Raw genomic sequence first — 18671 nt, 5'->3', positions numbered from 1 at the left:
TCCCCGAGGGCGCACTCTCGTCCGGCCGGCCGTGCCGGGCGAGGGGCGTCTCAGAGCCAGCCGTTGCGCCTGAATCCGCGATACAGGACGACACAGGCGACGGATATCACGCCTATGACCAGGGGGTAGCCGAACCTCCAGTGCAGTTCCGGCATGTTGTCGAAGTTCATTCCGTAGACGCCGCAGACCATGGTCGGCACCGCGATGACCGCAGCCCATGCCGTGATCTTCCGCATGTCCTCGTTCTGCGACACGGTCACCTGCGCGAGGTGGGCCTGGAGGATCGAGTTGAGCAGTTCGTCGAAGGCCGCAATCTGTTCGGCGACGCGCGTCAGATGGTCGGAGACGTCGCGGAAGTAGGCCTGTATCTCCGGGTCGACCACGCGTATCGGCCGGGTGGCGAGCTCCTGGACGGGCCGTGCGAGCGGCACCACCGCACGCTTCAGCTCCAGGAGTTCGCGCTTGAGCTGGTAGATGCGGCCGGCGTCCGCACGGGCTCCGTTGAGAGCGAACACATCGGCCTCGACCTGGTCGATGTCCGACTGGACCGAGTCCGTGACGCTCACGTATTCGTCCACCACATGGTCGGCGATCGCGTGCAGGACGGCCGCCGGTCCCTTGGACAACTGCAGACTGTCGGCCTCCAGCTCCTCGCGCAACGGCCCCAGGGAGCCGTGCCGTCCGTGCCGTACCGTGATGACGAAGTCCGGTCCGACGAAGACCATGATCTCGCCGGTGTCGACCACTTCGCTGGTCGCCGTCAGTTCCTTGTGCTCGACGTAGCAGACAGTCTTGAACACCGCGAACAGCGTGTCGCCGTACCGCTCCAGCTTCGGGCGCTGATGGGCTTCCACCGCGTCCTCGACCGCCAGCGGGTGAAGGTCGAAGAGTTCGGCGATGCCGGCGAACTCGCGATCCGTCGGCTCGTGCAGCCCGAGCCAGACGAAACCGTCCTCGTCCTTGCGGATCCGCTCCACGGTGTCGACCAGGTCGCGGCCGCCAGGAACTCTGGCGCCGTCCCGATACGCGACGCAGTTCACCACCGCGGAGCCCAGGGGAGACCGGGCGGGGTGGCTCAGGTCGACACGGGCACGCCGCCGTGTCAGCCGTGCCACCTTGCGGAGGCCGCCGACCGCGCCGAGGGCCGTCACCTTCCGCAGATTCCCTGCCATGGACATCTGGATCTCCTTGCGTGGATCTCCTCGCGCCGCACTTTGCGCCTTGGCGCGCCAGTCTGCCAGCCCTGATCGGATGCCGGAAAAGGCTGTGGGAACGGAATATTCCGTTCCGCTGGGTGTGGGTGGGTACGGGAAAGCGCCGCCGGTCCGCGCCGGCACCGCCGAGGTCGGCGTCTCGCGGGTGCCCGCGAGGCGCGCCCGACCGTTACCCGTACGGGCCTGCGGTTGGACGGGTGCCCGCACGGAGCTCGCGCATGCGGGCGCGTGGGCGAGGAGCGGCCGGTGGGTGTCGCGAGGGAGTCTCGCGGGTGGGAGCGGTCCCGCCGGTGCCGACGACGGGAGCGTCGCCGATTCCCGGCAAGCCGGTCAACTGGGATGATCTCTCCATGACGCGAACCGACGGATACCTCCTCGACAACCGGCAGAACGAGGCGGGGCAGCGCTTCGACGCCTTCGCCACCGTCTTCGACCCCACGACGTTCCGGCACTTCGAGAGCTTCGGCATCGGATCCGGCTGGCGCTGCTGGGAGGTCGGTGCGGGCGGCACGTCCGTGGTGTCCTGGCTCGCCAAGAAGGTCGGCCCGACCGGACGGGTCCTCGCCACCGACATCGACACCTCGTGGGTGGCCTCGGTCGCGCGCTCGCCCGTCGAGGTCCGCGTCCACGACGTGGGTGCGGAGGAACCGCCGGGGGAGGGCTTCGACCTCGTGCACGCCCGACTCGTCCTGGTCCATGTGCCGGACCGGGAGCGGGCGTTGCGCTCGATGATCCGAGCCCTGCGGCCCGGGGGCCGACTCCTCGTCGAGGACGCCGACCCCGCCCTGCAGCCCCTGCTCTGCCCCGACGAGTACGGCCCCGAACAGCAGCTCGCGAACCGGCTGCGCAAGGGGTTCCGCAGTCTGCTCGCGGAGCGCGGCGCCGACCTCGCGTACGGCCGCAAGCTCCCGCGCCTGCTCCGCGAGGCCGGCCTGAGCGGCGTCGAGGCCGACGCGTACTTCCCCGTCGCCTCACCCGCCTGCACCGCGCTGGAGACGGCGACGGTCCAGCAGATCCGCGACCGGCTGATCGGCGCGGGCCTCGCCACCCACGAGGAGATCGACCAGCACCTCGCCAACGTCGCCTCCGGAGGCATGGACCTGGCGACGGCACCGATGATCTCGGCGTGGGGGCGCAAGAAGTAGCCGGCGCGGCCACCGTGCCCTCGCCGGCTGCTCATGCCTGTCGTCAGGGGCGCGCCGGAGGCCTGCCGCCGACCCGCTCGACCGCCCTCGCTCCCGCCGCGCACCCCTCCACCGCCGCCTCCTCGGGTTCCGCGCCCGCGAGCAGGGCGGCCAGGAACGCCCCGGTGAAGGCGTCCCCGGCCCCCGTGGTGTCGCGAGGGGTCGCGGGCGCAGCCGGGACGCGGGTCAGGATGCGCCCCGAACGGGCCACCAGGGCTCCGTCGCCTCCCTGCTTCGCGACGACCAGGGGCACGTGGTGGCTCAGCTTGGCCGCGGCGTCGGCCGGATCGGGCAGCCCGGTCAGCAGGTGCGCCTCGGCACGGCTGGGCAGCAGGACGTCGATGCCCTCGACGAGTCCGAGGAAGCGGTCCACGCCCAGTTCGACGAGGAAACCCGCCGACGCCGGATCCAGACTCACCGGCACGCCACGCGCGCGTGCCGACTCCAGCGCCACCGGCAACAACGCCCTGCCCGGCTCGGAGAAGAGCAGGTATCCCGACAGGTGCAGCCGCGCCACACCGTCGAGGAGCGCGGACGACCAGTCGGCCGGTTCGAGCCGCAGGGACGCCCCGCTGTCCGTGAGGAACGTCCGCTCCGCCGCGGCACCCCCGTCGACCAGACAGATCACCGTCCCGGTCGGCGCCCGCGGATCCACGACCAGCAGCGGACGTACCCCGCAGGCGGCGAGCTCACGTCCGTGCCACTCGGCCGCTTCCTTGCCCACCCGGCCGAGCAGCCGTACGTCCGGGCAGCCCCGATGCGCCGCCCAGCACGCGACGTTGGCGCCCGCCCCGCCCGGCAGGGTCCGGATCGCGGCAGCCGTGTCCGTACCCGTGGTGAGCGGCCCCCGATGCCGGGCGACGACATCCGTGACCACGTCCCCGACGACCAGCAGCGCGCCCGCGGAGCTCCCGGCGCCCGGCCCGGAGTCCCCGCGGTCCGTCCCGTTCACACCCGGGCCCAGGCCGCCGCGATGCGCGCCGCGAGGCGTACGTTGCCGCGCACCGCGGCCAGATTGGCGCTCAGCGAGGCACCGTCGGTGTGCCGGACCAAGTAGTCCAGCAGGAACGGCGTCACCGCCTGCCCCGTCACCCCCTCCGCCTCGCACGCCTGCAGCGCGTCGGCGAGCACGCGCGCGTGGAGCCCTGGATCGAGCTGCTCCTCCTTGGGCACCGGGTTCGCCACGACGAGGGACGAGTCCGGGGCGTCCAGCGCGTCCTGTGCGCGCATGACCTCGGCGACCTGCTCGGGGGAGTCCAACGTCCAGTCGACGGGATGACCGGAGTCCGACAGATAGAAGCCGGGGAACCGGTCCGTGCCGTACCCGGCGACCGCCACACCGAGCGTCTCCAGCCGCTGCAGGGTCGCCGGCACGTCCAGGATCGACTTCACGCCCGCGCACACCACCGTGATCCGGGTACGCGCCAGCAGGCCCAGGTCGGCGGACTCGTCCTGCGTCACCGTCCACTCCCGGTGCACCCCGCCCAGCCCGCCCGTGGCGAACACCCGCAGACCCGCCCGCGCGGCCAGCAGCGCCGTCGCGGACACCGTCGTCGCCCCGCTCGCGCCCGCCGCCATGGCGAGGGGCAGGTCTCGGTGGCCCAGTTTGCGGATCCCGTCCTCGTTGGCGACCCGCTCCACCTGGTCCTTGTCCAGTCCCACGTGGGGCCGCCCGTCGAGCACCGCGATCGTCGCGGGTACCGCGCCCTCCTGCCGTACGGCGTCCTCCAGCTCCAGCGCGACCTGCAGATTGCGTGGGCGCGGCAGCCCGTGCGCGATGATCGTCGACTCCAGAGCCACCACCGGCCGGCGCGCGTCGAGCGCCTCTCGCACCTCTTCGGACACCACGATCACGCGTCTGCCTCCTGTCGGTCGAGGTTCCCCCTATCTGGATCTCTGGCGGGCGGCGCACCCGGTCAAACTCTTGCGAGCCGCGCCGTACGCCACCAGCCTGGGGGCATGACGGACAACTCGACACGTCTCGACCATGTCGTCCTCTGGGTGCGCGACCCGGCCGCCGCGGCCGCGTTCTACGAGGACGCCGTCGGCCTGGAGCCCCTGATGGTCGCCGAATACGCCGCGGGAAAGGCGTCCTTCCCCTCCGTGCGCGTCAACGAGGAGACCATCCTCGACCTGGCGCCGCTGCCCCTGGCGGAGTACATGAACATGGTCCCGGGCGGCACGGAGAGCGCCGGTCACCCGGTGAACCACGTCTGCCTGTCCTTCCCGGAGGACGAGTTCGACGCCCTGCACGCCCGTCTGGAGGAACGGTCCGTCTCCGTCTCGGGCTTCTCCTACGACGCCTCCGGCGCCCGCGGGCCGGCCAAGCGCAGCTTCTACTTCCGCGACCCGGACGGAAACGTCTTCGAGGCCCGGCACTACGAGTAGTCCCTCCTCGGCGGTCCCTCGGCGGTCCCTCGGCGAATCCGGCCGGTCGAGCGGCGGGCACCCTCGTCGCCGCTCCCGATGGCCCTGCCCTTAGGGTGACCGCTCATGACCACGAACACCGGGGCCACCCCGTCCTTCGCCGTGCACATCCCCGACGCCGAGCTCGAACCGGAGCCGCTGGACCCGGCACAGATCGTCTCCGGCGAGCCGGTCGTGACGGGCAAGGTGCTGTGGGAGTCCCCCGACGGCAAGCAGTTGCGCGGCATCTGGCAGATCACGCCCGGCGTGGTGACCGACACCGAGGCGAACGAGCTCTTCGTCGTGGTCAGCGGCCGCGCCACGATCGAGGTCGAGGGCGGCGACGTCATCGAGGTGGGCCCGGGCGACGCGGCGATCCTGCGCGAGGGCGACCGCACGACGTGGACCGTGCACGAGACGCTGCGCAAGGCGTACCACATCAGCCTCTGAAGGCCTCGAAGCCTTCACAGCCTTCGCGGCTCTTGAAGCCCCTGAAGTCCTGAACCGCTGAAGTCCGGAGGCCTTTGCACGTCTGAAGACCTCTGGGGGGCTCGACCGCATCCGCCGGTCCGGCTCATCGGCGGCGGTTCCGGGTGAACAGCGCCAGGCCGCCCAAGGGCACCAGCAGACAGGCGGCGGCGAGGTTCAGCCAGCCGTAGCCCGCCTGCGCGGCGACGACTCCGGCGGTCGCTCCACCGAGACCGGCCGCCGTGTTCATGGTCAGGTCGGACAGCCCTTGGGCCGCGGCCCGTGCCGCCTGCGGCACGGAGTCCGTGAGGAGCGCGGAGCCCGACACGAGGGCGGAAGACCAGCCGAGACCGAGCAGGAACAGCCCCACAGCGGTCTGCTCGTGGTGGGCATCCGCCGTCCCCGCGAGCAGCGTCGCCGCAGCCAGCAGGGCCACCGCGAGCGCTATCCCGGACAGTCGACCGAGCCGGTCCGAGAGCCGCCCCATCAGCGGCGAGAACGCGTACATGCCCGCGATGTGTCCGCTGATCACCAGCCCGATCAGATCGATGCTCGCCCCGTGGTGCCCGAGGTCCACGGGGGTCATCGACATGACCGAGACCATGGCCGTGTGCGCGACCGCCACGGTCACGAGTGCGAGCCTGGCCCGCGGCGAGGCCGCGACGGCGGCGAACCCGGCCCGCAGCGAGCGCGCGTCGGCCGACCGCTCCTCGGCCGGTGAGAGCGCCCTGGCGGTCAGCAGCGGATCGGGTCGCAGCAGTACGGCCACCAGCAGCGCCGACACGAGGAACACCCCGGACGCCCACAGGAACGGTCCCGCCGCCTCGGGGATCCCGAGTCCCGAGACGCTGCGTCCGGCGGGCGCGGCGATGTTGGGACCCAGCACCGCCCCGATCGTCGTCGCCCACACCACGTTCGAGATGGCGCGGGCCCGCATCGTGGGCTCGGCCAGGTCGGCGGCGGCGAAGCGCGCCTGCAGATTCGCCGAGGAGGCCGCGCCGAAACCCGCCATGCCGAGCAGCAGCAGCGGGAAGCTTCCGACGCTCGCGGCGACCACGACGACGGCCGCGCCCGCAGCACCGATGAGGTACCCCAGTACAAGGCCCGGCCGGCGTCCTCGCGCCGTCATCAGCGCCGCCAGCGGCACCGAGAGCACCGCTGTACCGGTCACGGTCGCGGTCGGCGCCAGTCCGGACAGCGACTCGGTGCCGCTGACCTGCTGGGCCAGTACGGTGGCGAGCGCGATGCCGGTGGCGACGCCGAGCCCGCCGAGGATCTGACCGGCGATCAGCACGGCGGTGATGCGGCGGCGCAGCGCGGGTATCGCCTCGGCGTCGACGGGGACGCCGGCCTGCCGCTCGACGGACGTCACGCGGGACACCGGGGCGCGAGGGAACAGGACGCGGTACGGGATCTGGTCACCGGCGCAGTGTCCCAGCCCGCACCCCTGTACGAACATCCGCCGGAGGTCCCCCGGTCAGCGGTGGTGCGGCGTCAGAACAGCGGTTCCGGCAGCACGCCTTCCAGTGCGAGCAGTTTCCGCTTGGTCTCCAGGCCGCCCCCGAACCCGCCGATGCCGCCGTCGCTCTCGACCACCCGGTGGCAGGGCACCACGACCGGCAGCGGATTCGAGCCCATGGCCACGCCCACGGCCTGTGCCGCGCCCGGCTGGCCCACCCGTCCGGCCAGGTCGCCGTAGCCCACGACCGAGCCGTACGGCACGCCCGACGCGAGCTCGCGCAGCACCTGACGGTTGAACCCGGAGATCAGGGACCAGTCGAGCGGCAGCTCGAAGTCGTGCCGCTCGCCCGCGAAGTACGCCGAGACCTGGCGTATCGCCTCCGCGAGCAGGGGGGACCCGGGTGCCTCGACGGGGTCGGTGCCCAGCCGGGACGCGAGTCGGTCGAGTGCCTTGTCGCGCACCGTGTCCGTGGCGTGGAACACGACGTTCACCAGGCCGTCGCGTGTCGCCGCGAGGAGCAGCGGACCGATGTCCGTGCCGACGACGGTCCACACGACCTGTTGCCCGTACTGCCCGTGGCTGTCCATGCGCCCCACCGTACGGCGCGCCACTGACAATGCCCGTCCCGCCGACGGGCCGCCCGTGGCGCGGACCCCGGTGCGTGTCCGCACCACGGGCGGGAGAGCCGTGGAGCCCGGGGCGGGAGAGCGGCCGCGCGGGCCCCGGGTGAGGAGGCCGCCCCGCCGCCCCGGACAGGGAAGCCCTCTAGTCGTCCACCGCTTTCCGGACCACGTCGGGAGCGTTGGTGATGATCCCGTCGACGCCGAAGCCCATCACCCGCCGGGCGCCGTCCTTGTCGTTCACGGTCCACGCGAAGGCCTTCATCGGCGTTCCGTGCGGCCCGTGGAACGCGTGGACCGCCGAGACGTAGCCGGAGGAGAGCGTGGTGTGATCCGAGTTGATCTGGTCGGCGAATCGCGCGTACCGCGGCAGCTGCGCCACCGACGGCGTACCCAGGAAGGCCGTGCGGACGTCCGGGCGCAGGTCGTGCACCGTTCGCACACTGTCGGCGCTGAAGCTCTGCACGATCAGGCGGCCCGTGACGTGCGCCCGGTCGAGCCAGCCCTCGTTGCTCAGCAGCTTGAGGGTCTCCCGTTCGATGCCTGGGTAGAGCTGGGGGTTCTTGATCTCCAGGACGAGCTTCTGGTGGTTGTGCGCGACGCGCGCCATGTATTTCGCGAGCGTCGGCACGCGCGCGCCCGCGTACCGGGAGCCGAACCAGCTCCCGGCGTCCAGGCGGGCGATCTCGGCCGCGGTGAAGTCCCGGACGTTCCAGGGAGCTCTGTGCGGGTAGAGCTCCTCGACATCGGTCGTGCGCGCCAGGCCCGCGTCGTGGAGGACGACGAGTTCGCCGTCCTTCGTGCGCTGGACGTCGTTCTCGACCCAGTCGAACCCCAGGGCAGAGGCTTTGTCGATGGCGGCCAGGGTGTTCTCGGGAGCGTAGGCGGAGGCGCCGCGGTGGGAGACGACGACCGGACCGGTTCCCTGGGACCCGGCGCGCGCGTGCGGGCTGGGCAGTATCACGGCGGCGCCTCCAAGAAACGCGGCGGTCGTGGCGGCGGTTACGCGCGCGTACATGCGTCCTCCTCAGCGTCGTGTGATCACGGACAGCACAAGAGTGACAGCAGAGAGTCGATGAAGGTGGTGTGTGAGGTGGCCACAAATTGAATGGAGTTGCCCAAGTCCACACACCGGCGCCGCACAGGTGCGGCGAGGCCGTGATTCTTTGCCGGAAAATCGTTCGACCATTCCGGTGGGAGTCATACTCTTCGCCTCGGCCCAGTCCGCTCGTGCGGTCCTCCGGGTGGGGGAATTTCAGGGCTTTTCAGGAGCAACACGGCGGGGAGGGCATCCGCGCATGCAGGGCACGGTCGACGGCTTCACTTACGGACTCGTCACACCGCTGGTGGCCTACCTCATGGCCTGCCTGGGCGGAGCGCTCGGACTGCGCTGCACCACCAGATCGATGCTGGTCGCCCGCTCCTGGCGGGCCGGCTGGCTCGCCCTCGGCTCGGCCGCGATCGGCTCCGGCATCTGGACCATGCACTTCATCGCGATGATGGGATTCAGCGTCGGGCAGACGCCGGTCCACTACGACAGACCGACGACGTACGCCAGTCTGGGCGTTGCCATCGTGATGGTGGGCATCGGGATCTTCATCGTCGGCTACCGCGGTGCCAGTGGGGCGGCGCTCTTCACAGGAGGCACGATCACCGGCCTCGGCGTGGCCTCGATGCACTATCTCGGCATGGCGGGAATGCGGCTGAACGGGAAACTCGAATACAACACCCTCACCGTCTCCGCCTCCGTCGTCATAGCCGTGGTCGCCGCCACGGCCGCCCTGTGGGCGGCGGGACAGGTCCGGGGATTCCTCTGGAGCGTGGGCGCGAGCCTCGTGATGGGGCTGGCGGTGACCGGCATGCACTACACGGGCATGGCCGCCCTCAGCGTCCATCTGCACGGCACGTCCAGCACTCCCGGCGGGGACTCGGCCGCGGCCCTGCTCGCGCCCATGATGATCGGCCCGCTGGCCTTCCTGTGCCTCGCGGGCGTCGTCGTGATGTTCGATCCGCTCATGGTCATGGGCAAGCCCGACTGGACTCCCATGGAGAACCGGCCGGGTGTCCCGGCCCACACCGCGGTGCGGCGCCCCGGCGGCCGGCCCCCGGTCCGACCCGGGCGGGTCCGCGCGCAGCGGAGGTCGCGCACTCCGCAGAACTGGTGATCGGACCCCGTTGTCAGTGCGGGGTCGTACGGTGGATTCCATGCGGCCCGTATCAAAGATCGAACGTTCGGTGGCGCCCTTCGAGGTCGTCAGCCCCTACCAGCCGAATGGCGACCAGCCCACCGCCATCGCCGAGCTGGAGAAGCGCATCCGCGCAGGCGAGAAGGACGTCGTCCTCCTGGGCGCGACCGGCACGGGCAAGTCCGCCACCACGGCCTGGATGATCGAGAAGCTCCAGCGCCCCACCCTGGTGATGGCTCCGAACAAGACCCTGGCCGCCCAGCTGGCGAACGAGTTCCGCGAACTCCTCCCGAACAACACGGTCGAGTACTTCGTCTCGTACTACGACTACTACCAGCCCGAGGCTTACGTCCCGCAGTCGGACACCTACATCGAGAAGGACTCCTCGATCAACGAGGAGGTGGAGCGCCTGCGCCACTCCGCGACCAACTCGCTGCTGACCCGCCGTGACGTCGTCGTGGTCGCCTCGGTCTCCTGCATCTACGGCCTAGGTACGCCGCAGGAGTACGTGGACCGCATGGTCGCGCTCAAGGTCGGCGACGAGATCGACCGGGACGACCTGCTGCGCCGCTTCGTCGACATCCAGTACACACGCAATGACGTGGCGTTCGCCCGGGGCACCTTCCGGGTCCGCGGCGACACCATCGAGATCTTCCCCGTGTACGAGGAGCTCGCGGTCCGCATCGAGATGTTCGGTGACGAGATCGAGGCCCTGTCCACGCTGCACCCGCTCACCGGCGAGGTCATCAGCGACGACGACCAGCTCTACGTGTTCCCCGCGTCGCACTACGTGGCGGGCCCCGAGCGCATGGAGCGCGCGGTCAACGACATCGAGAAGGAGCTGGAGGAGCGCCTCGCCGAGCTGGAGAAGCAGGGCAAGCTCCTGGAGGCCCAGCGCCTGCGCATGCGCACCACGTACGACATCGAGATGCTCCGCCAGATCGGCTCCTGCTCCGGCGTGGAGAACTACTCGATGCACTTCGACGGCCGTGAGCCCGGCTCCCCACCCAACACGCTGCTGGACTACTTCCCGGACGACTTCCTGCTCGTCATCGACGAGTCGCATGTGACCGTGCCCCAGATCGGTGCCATGTACGAGGGCGACGCCTCCCGCAAGCGCACGCTCGTGGACCACGGTTTCCGGCTTCCGTCAGCCCTGGACAACCGCCCTCTGAAGTGGGAGGAGTTCCAGGAGCGCATCGGGCAGACGGTGTACCTCTCGGCGACCCCGGGGCAGTACGAGCTCTCCCGTTCGGACGGGCAGGTGGAGCAGATCATCCGGCCCACCGGCCTCGTCGACCCGGAGGTCGTGGTCAAGCCCACCGAAGGGCAGATCGACGACCTGGTGCACGAGATCCGCACGCGTGTCGAGAAGGACGAGCGCGTCCTGGTCACCACGCTCACCAAGAAGATGGCCGAGGACCTCACCGACTACTTCCTGGAGCTCGGCATCCAGGTGCGCTATCTGCACAGCGACGTCGACACCCTGCGCCGTGTCGAGTTGCTGCGCGAGCTGCGCGCCGGAGAGTACGACGTCCTCGTCGGCATCAACCTGCTCCGTGAGGGGCTCGACCTGCCCGAGGTCTCCCTCGTGGCGATCCTCGACGCCGACAAGGAGGGCTTCCTGCGCTCCGGAACCTCACTGATCCAGACGATCGGCCGCGCGGCGCGCAATGTGTCCGGGCAGGTCCACATGTACGCCGACAAGATCACCCCGGCGATGGAGAAGGCCATCGACGAGACCAACCGTCGCCGGGAGAAGCAGATCGCCTACAACAAGGAGAGGGGCATCGACCCGCAGCCCCTCCGCAAGAAGATCAACGACATCGTGGCGCAGATCGCCCGCGAGGACGTCGACACGGAGCAGTTGCTCGGCTCGGGCTACCGCAAGTCGAAGGACGGCAAGGGCGCCAAGGCCCCGGTCCCCGCGCTGGGAAAGGCCGCCAAGGCGGCCAAGGGCAAGGCCAAGGAGACGGTCCCCACGGACCGGCCCGCGGCGGAACTCACCGAGCAGATCGAGGAGCTGACGGAGCGGATGCGTGCCGCGGCCGGCGACCTCCAGTTCGAGATCGCGGCCCGGCTGCGCGACGAGGTCTCCGAGATGAAGAAGGAGCTGCGGCAGATGAAGGAAGCGGGCCTGGCCTGACGCTCCCGCCGAGGCGCCCTACCTCGGGCCATGCGCACTGTGTTGCAAGACCGACACAAAGTGCGCCCCAGGGTTCGGCGCTGTCGGTGCCCCTGCGTAGTGTTCTGGTCATCCGCGGACTCCGCGGCAACAGGGGACAGTTCGAGAGGGGAACAGCGCGTGACGGTCAACATGACCAAGGGTCAGGCCATCAGTCTGCAGAAGAACGACGGGGGCACGCTGACCGCGGTGCGCATGGGCCTCGGCTGGCAGGCCGCTCCGAGGCGCGGCCTGTTCGGCTCGCGCACCCGGGAGATCGACCTCGACGCGTCCGCCGTGCTGTTCGCGGACAAGCAGCCCGTCGACGTGGTGTTCTTCCGTCACCTCGTCAGCGACGACGGCTCCGTACGGCACACGGGTGACAACCTCGTCGGCGGCGCGGGCCAGGGCGGCGACGACGAGTCGATCCTCGTCGACCTGCAGCGCATCCCGGTCCACATCGACCAGATCGTCTTCACCGTGAACTCCTTCACGGGCCAGACCTTCCAGGAAGTGCAGAACGCGTTCTGCCGCCTGGTCGACGAGACCAACGGCCAGGAGCTCGCCCGCTACACGCTCGCGGGCGGCGGGCAGTACACGGCCCAGATCATGGCGAAGGTGCACCGCGCCGGAGCCGGCTGGCAGATGACGGCCCTCGGTACGCCGGCCAACGGCCGCACGTTCCAGGACCTGATGCCGGCGATCCTGCCGCACCTGTAGGCAACGCGCCCACACCGCACGAAGCGACATAGCGACACAGGGGGACAAGGCGATGACGGCCGAGCTGGTCCGGGGGCAGAACCACCCGCTCTCCCAGGTCCGTCTCGAGGTCCGGATCTCGGCCGGTAAACCGGTCGTGGCCGGGGCCACGCTCAGCGACGAGCAGGGCAAGATCCGCGGCGTCGAGTGGGTGGCCCACCCGGGCGCGCCCACACTGCCGGGGCTGGAGGTCTCCAAGCAGGCGGCGGCCGATCACCGCCTGGCGTTCGACCTCGACGCCCTGCCGGAGCACGTGCACCGGGTCAGTGTGCTGCTCGCACTGCCGTCCGGGGTCGGCGGCCCGGTCCGGTTCGGCGCCGTCGCCGCCCCCTTCGTCGCGGTCACCGGCCTCGACGGCGCGGAGGTCGCCAGCTACACCGTCACCGGCCTGGACGCCGAGTCCGCCGTCGTCGCCATGGAGCTCTACCGCAGGCAGGGCGCCTGGAAGGTACGCGCGGTCGGCCAGGGGTACGCGGGCGGCCTCGCCGAACTCCTCGCCGACCAGGGCCTGCCCGAGGCCCAGCAGCTCGCCGGAAGCATCAATGAAGCGGTGGCGCGCGGAATGGCCCGCTCGGTCGCCGCGCCCCCGCCGCGTACGGCGGACGCGGACCGGTCGCGGCAGGCGGCCAGTTCGGCGCCCGGAGCCGACCAGCCGTATCCGGGACCGCAGGGCGCCCCGGGGACCGTCACGCCACCGCAGTCCCCGTACGACACCCCCGGTCCGCAGGGGAGTGCGACGCCGGGGCAGGGCTACCCGAGCGGCACCACACCGCCCGACCCCTCCGCCGTCACCCAGCCGTCCGCCTCCGTCGGTGGCGGGATCAACTACACGCACCCCGGCCGGCAGACCGCGGCACCGCCCCCGCCTGCGCCGACCGCGCCACCGGCCGAGCCCGGCCGCCCCGCCCAGCCCGTCGCGGGCGACGCGACCGGCTGGTCCATGGACGAGCGGCTCTACAACCAGGTGTGGGGCATGTTCGAGGACCTCGCCCGCACCACCGCCGCCTACCGCAGCGCCGTCGACTTCGCCGACTCCCGTATGGAGAAGGAACTCGACCAGGTGCTGTCCGACCCGCGCAGCCGGATCGGCGGCCAGGGTGACGCGGCCCGTGAGGCGGCGCGCGCCAGGCACGCCCAGCTCGTCGACCAGGCCCGAGAGGCGCTCGACCGGGATCTCGCCCAGTTGGTCGCCGAGTCCGAGGTCGTCGAGCCCGCGCTCCCCACGGCGTACGCGCGCTGGGACAACCCTGTCTGGCACGGCTACCGGGTGCCGATGGAGATCCCGATGGCCCTGCGCCTGGGCGATCTCAGCCTGCCCGAGAGCGAACGCCTGAGCATCCCGATGCTCCTGCGGCTGCCGCTGGAGCGCGGCCTGTGGATCGACAGTGGCCGCACCTCCGCGGACGGCGGCCTCGCCGACGCCGACGAGCTGCGCCGCCTGGCGATGGACACGGCCGTCGCGCTTGCCGCGCGGCTGCTCGCCGTGTATCCCGTCGGCGAGTTCACGGTGCACGTCATCGACCCGGCCGGTTCCGGAGCGTCCTCTCTCGCACCGCTGACGCAGTCCGGGGTGCTCGACGTGCCGCCCGCTGTCGGCGCCGCCGGGGTCTCCGAGGTCCTGGCCCGGCTCACCCAGCGGGTCGACCTGGTGCAGATGGCGATCCGTGGCGGAGCGTCCGACTCGCTGCCGCCCGGGTTCGACACAGCCGAGCAGTTGCTGATCGTCAATGACTTCCCGCACGGGTTCGACGACCGTGCCGTGACCCAGCTGCGCTATCTCGCGGACGAGGGCCCGGCCGTCGGGGTGCACCTGATGATGGTGGCCGACCGTGAGGACGCCGCTGCCTACGGGCCGCTGCTCGACCCGCTCTGGCGTTCGCTGATGCGGCTCACGCCGGTGGCCGACGACCACCTCGCCGACCCATGGGTCGGGCACGCCTGGACGTACGAGCCCACGCTCGTCCCGCCGGGCAGTCAGGTACTCCAGCAGGTGCTGGCCCAGGTGGCTGCGGCCCGGCGTCCATGGAACCGATGAGCATGCGCAGGGCCGAGCTCCTGGAGTGTGCCAAGTAACAGTAAAGCCTCTCTGAACTGGGGTTTTGGCTCTTCTTTTACCAATCGCTTTACCTTTCCTTGGTGGTTGGGTACTCTCGTTCGTACGGAGGGGAGTACTCCCTACCTATGGCGACGTGCCCGTCAATACGGATCAGGCCAGATCCCGGGGCGTCGGCCCGCGTACACCGGGCGCATCACGCGCCCCGGCCGTCCCGGGTGGAAGAGACCTCCGGCAGCGACGACGCTGAGACCTGCCGTTACGTACTGCCGGAGGCGCAGTGGATGTTTCCCTGACCCTGTGGGTCCTGACGATCGTGGGCCTCGCCGCCCTCATCGCGGTCGACTTCTTCATCGGCCGCAAGCCGCACGACGTGTCGATCAAAGAAGCCGGAATCTGGACGATCGTCTGGATCGCCCTGGCCGGCCTCTTCGGACTCGGCCTGCTCGTCTTCTCCGGCGGCGAGCCCGCCGGAGAGTTCTTCGCCGGCTTCATCACCGAGAAATCGCTGAGCGTCGACAACCTCTTCGTCTTCGTACTGATCATGGCGAAGTTCGCGGTGCCCTCTCAGTACCAGCAGCGCGTGCTCCTCGTCGGTGTGCTCATCGCCCTCGTCCTGCGCGCGATATTCATCGCCGCGGGTGCCGCGATCCTCGCGAGCTTCGCTTGGGTCTTCTACATCTTCGGCGCGTTCCTCATCTACACCGCCTGGAAGCTGATCCAGGAGGCCAGGGCCGAGGAGGAGGACGAGGAGTTCGAGGAGAACCGCCTGCTGAAGGCGGCCGAGCGACGCTTCGGCGTGGCCGACCGGTACCACGGCACCAAGCTGTGGATCCAGCAGAACGGCAAGCGCGTCATGACGCCGATGCTCGTCGTCATGCTGGCGATCGGCACCACCGACGTGCTCTTCGCCCTGGACTCGATCCCCGCGATCTTCGGCCTCACCCAGGACCCGTACATCGTGTTCACGGCCAACGCGTTCGCGCTGATGGGTCTGCGACAGCTGTACTTCCTCATCGGCGGGCTGCTCAAGAAGCTGGTCCACCTGAGCTACGGCCTGTCGGTCATCCTCGGCTTCATCGGCGTCAAGCTCGTCCTGCACGCGCTGCACGAGTCCGGCGTCCACGTCCCCGAGATCTCCATCCCGGTCTCCCTCGGCGTGATCTGCGCGGTCCTGGTGGTCACCACGATCACCAGCCTGATGGCCTCCAGGAAGCAGGCGGCGCGCGACGAGCAGGAGAGCGCCGGGGACAAGAGCCCGAAGAGCGTCGACGTCTGACGGCGTCGACTGCGCGAACAGCCTCCGGGAGCGGCGTGCGGCGAGGAGCCGACCACCGCTCCCGGAGCATGTCCGGGCACAGCGACGGACGGCCCTGACATCCGCTCCTCCCGACCCGTCCGGAGGAGCACACCCATCACGTCGACCAGGCACGCCGGCCACGGCCGCGAGCGCACCGACCCCACGGAGCCCCGCACACACCACACGACACCGAACGACCAGGACGGCACGGCGACGACCCGAAGCCCACAGGCTCGCCTTCCGCCCACCGAACGCGACACACGGGAGATGGCTGATGCGACACACGGGACACGACCGAGCCGACCCGGCGGCCGATCCCGGAAGCGAACCGTCCTCCATGACAGCGGAACGGCCACCCGGCGACCGGAGTGCGGGCCCCAGGAAGGACTGCGACGATCGCAGCATGATCGATCGGCTCCGGTCACCCCTCACGCAGTGGACGGCCATCGTGCCCATGCTCGCGGTGGTCCTGCTGGTCTTCACCTGGGGACGCGACGTGCCCGGCGCGGTGGTGGTCCTGGTGACCCTGGTGCTCGCAGGAGCCGTGCTGGCGGCCGTCCATCACGCCGAGGTGGTGGCCCACCGGGTCGGTGAACCCTTCGGGTCCCTGGTGCTCGCCATCGCCGTCACGATCATCGAAGTGGCCCTGATCGTCACCCTGATGGCGGACGGCGGCGACAAGAGCGCGACGCTGGCCCGCGACACGGTGTTCGCGGCCGTGATGATCACCTGCAACGGCATCGTCGGTCTCTGTCTGCTCGTCGCCTCCCTGCGCCACGGGCTCGCCGTCTTCAACGCCGAAGGCACCGGAGCGGCCCTCGCCACCGTCGCGACGCTCGCCACGCTCAGCCTCGTCCTGCCGACCTTCACCACCAGCAAGCCGGGCCCCGAATTCTCCTCGGCCCAGCTCACCTTCGCCGCCCTGTCCTCACTCGTCCTCTACGGCCTGTTCGTCACGACCCAGACCGTGCGGCACCGCGACTACTTCCTGCCGATCACCCGGCAGGGCGAGATCATCCACGCGGACGACCACGCCGACGCCCCCTCGGGCCGTACGGCGGCGCTCAGCCTCGGACTGCTGGCCCTGGCCCTCGTCGGCGTGGTCGGACTCGCCAAGGGCGTGTCGCCCACCATCGAGTCCGGGGTGGAGGCGGCCGGCATGCCGGCCGCCGTGGTCGGTGTGATCATCGCCCTGCTCGTCCTGCTGCCCGAGACCATCGCCGCACTCCGGTCCGCCCGCCGCGACCGGGTGCAGACCAGCCTGAACCTCGCTCTCGGCTCCGCCATGGCCAGCATCGGACTGACCATTCCCGCCGTCGCCCTCGCGTCCATCTGGCTCTCCGGACCGCTCGTCCTCGGCCTCGGCGCCACGCACATGGTGCTGCTGGCGCTCACCGTGGTGGTGAGCTCCCTGACCGTGGTTCCGGGCCGCGCGACCCCGCTCCAGGGCGGTGTCCATCTGGTGCTGTTCGCGGCCTATCTGGAACTCGCGGTCAACCCCTGAGCGGCTCGCACCAGGGGCGGCCCCCGCCCTCAGTCGGCCGCTTGCACGACCGCAAGGCGTGGCACCGACCGGGTCTCCGGGAGCAGCGCGAAGCATCCCAGGCTGAGCAGCGCGATCGCGGTCAGATACGCGGCCACGCCCCAGGGGATGCCCGGTCCGCTCGCCACCGCTGTCGCCACAATGGGTGTGAGCGCGCCACCGAGAACCCCGCCCAGGTTGTAGCCCACGGCGGCGCCCGTGCAGCGCACGCGGGGCTCGTACAACTCCGGCAGATACGCGGCGATGACGGCGAACATCGTGATGAACGCGATCAGGGCCACCAGGAAGCCGGCGAACATCAGCAGCGGTTCGCCTGTCGACAGCAGGGCGACCATGGGGAACGTCCAGAGCGCGGCGGCCGTGCAGCCCACCAGACACAGGGGGCGCCGCCCGAACCGGTCGCCGAGCAGGGCCATCACCGGTGTCAGACAGCCCTTGACCACCACCGCGGCCATGATGCAGGTCAGCATGACGGTACGGCTCACGCCCAGTCGCTCGACGCCGTACGCGAGCGCCCACGTCGTCACCGCGTAGAACACCGCGTAGCCGACCGCGAGTCCGCCGGCCGTCAGCAGCACCAGCCGCCAGTGGTCGCGCACCACCTCGGCGAGCGGCACGCGCGCGTGGTCCCGCATCTCCAGGAACTGCGGGCTCTCCGCCAGCGAACCGCGCAGCCACAGCCCCGCCGCCGCGAGCACGCCCGCGGCCCAGAACGGCACCCGCCACCCCCACGCGGCGAACTGCGCGTCGGACAGCGTCGCCGACAGTGCCAGCATCACGCCGTTGGCCAGCACGAAGCCGAGCGACGGGCCGACCTGCGGGAAGCTCGACCACAGCCCTCGCCGCTCGGCGGGCGCGTGCTCGGCGGTCAGCAGCACCGCCCCGCCCCACTCGCCGCCCAGGCCCAGGCCCTGGAGGAAACGCAGCACGAGAAGGAGTACCGGAGCAGTCACGCCGATGTGTTCGTACGTCGGCACACAGCCCACGGCGACGGTCGCCGTACCGGTCAGCAGCAGTGAGGCGACCAGGACGGGACGCCGCCCGCGCCGGTCCCCGAGATGCCCGAAGAGCACCGAGCCGAGCGGGCGGGCGACGAACCCGACACCGAACGTCGCGAAGGCCGCCAGCGTCCCCGCCAGCGGTGAGAACGTCGGGAAGAACAACGGTCCCAGGACCAGAGCGGCCGCCGTCCCGTACACGAAGAAGTCGTAGAACTCGATTGCGGTCCCGGCGAGGGAGGCGGCCGCGAGCCGCAGCATGGAGGGCGCCCTTACGGTGCGTACGTCGTGCATGCCGCGTCAACTACCCAGGG

The 18671-nt window shown here is 70.7% G+C and carries 16 protein-coding genes; 9 read left to right on the top strand and 7 right to left on the bottom strand.

The features are described from left to right. Positions 1–50: 50 nt before the first annotated feature. Positions 51–1178, bottom strand: coding sequence for a magnesium and cobalt transport protein CorA (locus tag BKI49_RS08395; protein WP_095933582.1), 1128 nt, complete (start codon positions 1176–1178; stop codon positions 51–53). Positions 1179–1564: 386 nt separating this feature from the next. On the opposite strand from BKI49_RS08395, the gene BKI49_RS08390 reads away from it, so the two are divergent. Beyond that, entirely contained in the window at positions 1565–2359 is a 795-nt protein-coding gene (locus BKI49_RS08390) for a class I SAM-dependent methyltransferase (RefSeq protein WP_095933752.1), read from the top strand. Between the two features lie 43 nt (positions 2360–2402). Here the strand turns inward: BKI49_RS08390 and BKI49_RS08385 are convergent, their stop codons facing one another. Then, a complete protein-coding gene (locus BKI49_RS08385; protein ID WP_095933581.1) occupies positions 2403–3350 on the bottom strand; it encodes a carbohydrate kinase family protein in 948 nt (315 codons plus the stop codon). Then, a complete protein-coding gene (locus BKI49_RS08380) occupies positions 3347–4252 on the bottom strand; it encodes a pseudouridine-5'-phosphate glycosidase (RefSeq protein ID WP_095933580.1) in 906 nt (301 codons plus the stop codon). The genes BKI49_RS08385 and BKI49_RS08380 overlap by 4 nt, the downstream gene beginning before the upstream one ends. 105 nt (positions 4253–4357) lie before the next feature. Between BKI49_RS08380 and BKI49_RS08375 the strand changes: the two genes are divergently transcribed. Together BKI49_RS08375 and BKI49_RS08370 are read left to right on the top strand one after the other, a co-directional pair. Then, positions 4358–4786, top strand: a complete 429-nt coding sequence (locus BKI49_RS08375) for a VOC family protein (RefSeq protein ID WP_095933579.1) — start codon at positions 4358–4360, stop codon at positions 4784–4786. Between the two features lie 105 nt (positions 4787–4891). Next, positions 4892–5254 carry a cupin domain-containing protein gene (locus tag BKI49_RS08370; protein ID WP_095933578.1) on the top strand — a complete coding sequence of 121 codons (363 nt, stop codon included), beginning with the start codon at positions 4892–4894 and terminating at the stop codon, positions 5252–5254. Positions 5255–5378: 124 nt separating this feature from the next. Here the strand turns inward: BKI49_RS08370 and BKI49_RS08365 are convergent, their stop codons facing one another. From BKI49_RS08365 to BKI49_RS08355, 3 genes are all read right to left on the bottom strand, one after another. Beyond that, positions 5379–6644: an MFS transporter gene (locus BKI49_RS08365; RefSeq protein WP_257004677.1), complete on the bottom strand. Its 1266-nt coding sequence runs from the start codon at positions 6642–6644 to the stop codon at positions 5379–5381. A 122-nt stretch (positions 6645–6766) separates the two neighbouring features. Then, complete coding sequence (locus tag BKI49_RS08360) at positions 6767–7321, bottom strand: methylated-DNA--[protein]-cysteine S-methyltransferase (RefSeq protein WP_095933576.1); 555 nt, start codon at positions 7319–7321, stop codon at positions 6767–6769. Between the two features lie 178 nt (positions 7322–7499). Continuing rightward, a complete protein-coding gene (locus tag BKI49_RS08355) occupies positions 7500–8372 on the bottom strand; it encodes a glycerophosphodiester phosphodiesterase (RefSeq protein WP_095933575.1) in 873 nt (290 codons plus the stop codon). 280 nt (positions 8373–8652) lie between these two features. Here BKI49_RS08355 and BKI49_RS08350 point away from each other — a divergent pair, with 280 nt between their 5' ends. The 6 genes from BKI49_RS08350 to BKI49_RS08325 all read left to right on the top strand — a co-directional run bounded on the left by BKI49_RS08350 (position 8653) and on the right by BKI49_RS08325 (position 17320). Continuing rightward, complete coding sequence (locus BKI49_RS08350) at positions 8653–9519, top strand: MHYT domain-containing protein (RefSeq protein WP_095933574.1); 867 nt, start codon at positions 8653–8655, stop codon at positions 9517–9519. Positions 9520–9559: 40 nt separating this feature from the next. Next, positions 9560–11686, top strand: coding sequence for an excinuclease ABC subunit UvrB (uvrB, locus tag BKI49_RS08345; protein WP_095933573.1), 2127 nt, complete (start codon positions 9560–9562; stop codon positions 11684–11686). Positions 11687–11845: 159 nt separating this feature from the next. Then, positions 11846–12424 (top strand): TerD family protein, encoded by a 579-nt coding sequence (locus BKI49_RS08340; protein WP_028805973.1) that lies wholly within the window; start codon positions 11846–11848, stop codon positions 12422–12424. 52 nt (positions 12425–12476) lie between these two features. Continuing rightward, the gene (locus BKI49_RS08335) at positions 12477–14498 is read left to right on the top strand and encodes a TerD family protein (RefSeq protein ID WP_095933572.1); all 2022 of its coding nucleotides are present in this window, start codon (positions 12477–12479) and stop codon (positions 14496–14498) included. Positions 14499–14796: 298 nt separating this feature from the next. Next, positions 14797–15795 carry a TerC/Alx family metal homeostasis membrane protein gene (locus BKI49_RS08330; protein ID WP_095933571.1) on the top strand — a complete coding sequence of 333 codons (999 nt, stop codon included), beginning with the start codon at positions 14797–14799 and terminating at the stop codon, positions 15793–15795. Positions 15796–16219: 424 nt separating this feature from the next. Beyond that, a complete protein-coding gene (locus tag BKI49_RS08325) occupies positions 16220–17320 on the top strand; it encodes a calcium:cation antiporter (protein WP_095933570.1) in 1101 nt (366 codons plus the stop codon). Positions 17321–17349: 29 nt separating this feature from the next. On the opposite strand, the gene BKI49_RS08320 is transcribed toward BKI49_RS08325, so the two are convergent. Then, entirely contained in the window at positions 17350–18651 is a 1302-nt protein-coding gene (locus BKI49_RS08320) for an MFS transporter (protein WP_179332368.1), read from the bottom strand. Positions 18652–18671 lie beyond the last annotated feature (20 nt).

Origin of the sequence: Streptomyces sp. Tue6028 (assembly GCF_002300165.1) — a bacterium.
In the GTDB taxonomy this organism is placed as follows: domain Bacteria; phylum Actinomycetota; class Actinomycetes; order Streptomycetales; family Streptomycetaceae; genus Streptomyces; species Streptomyces siamensis.
This window is presented reverse-complemented; position numbering and strand designations above follow the sequence as displayed.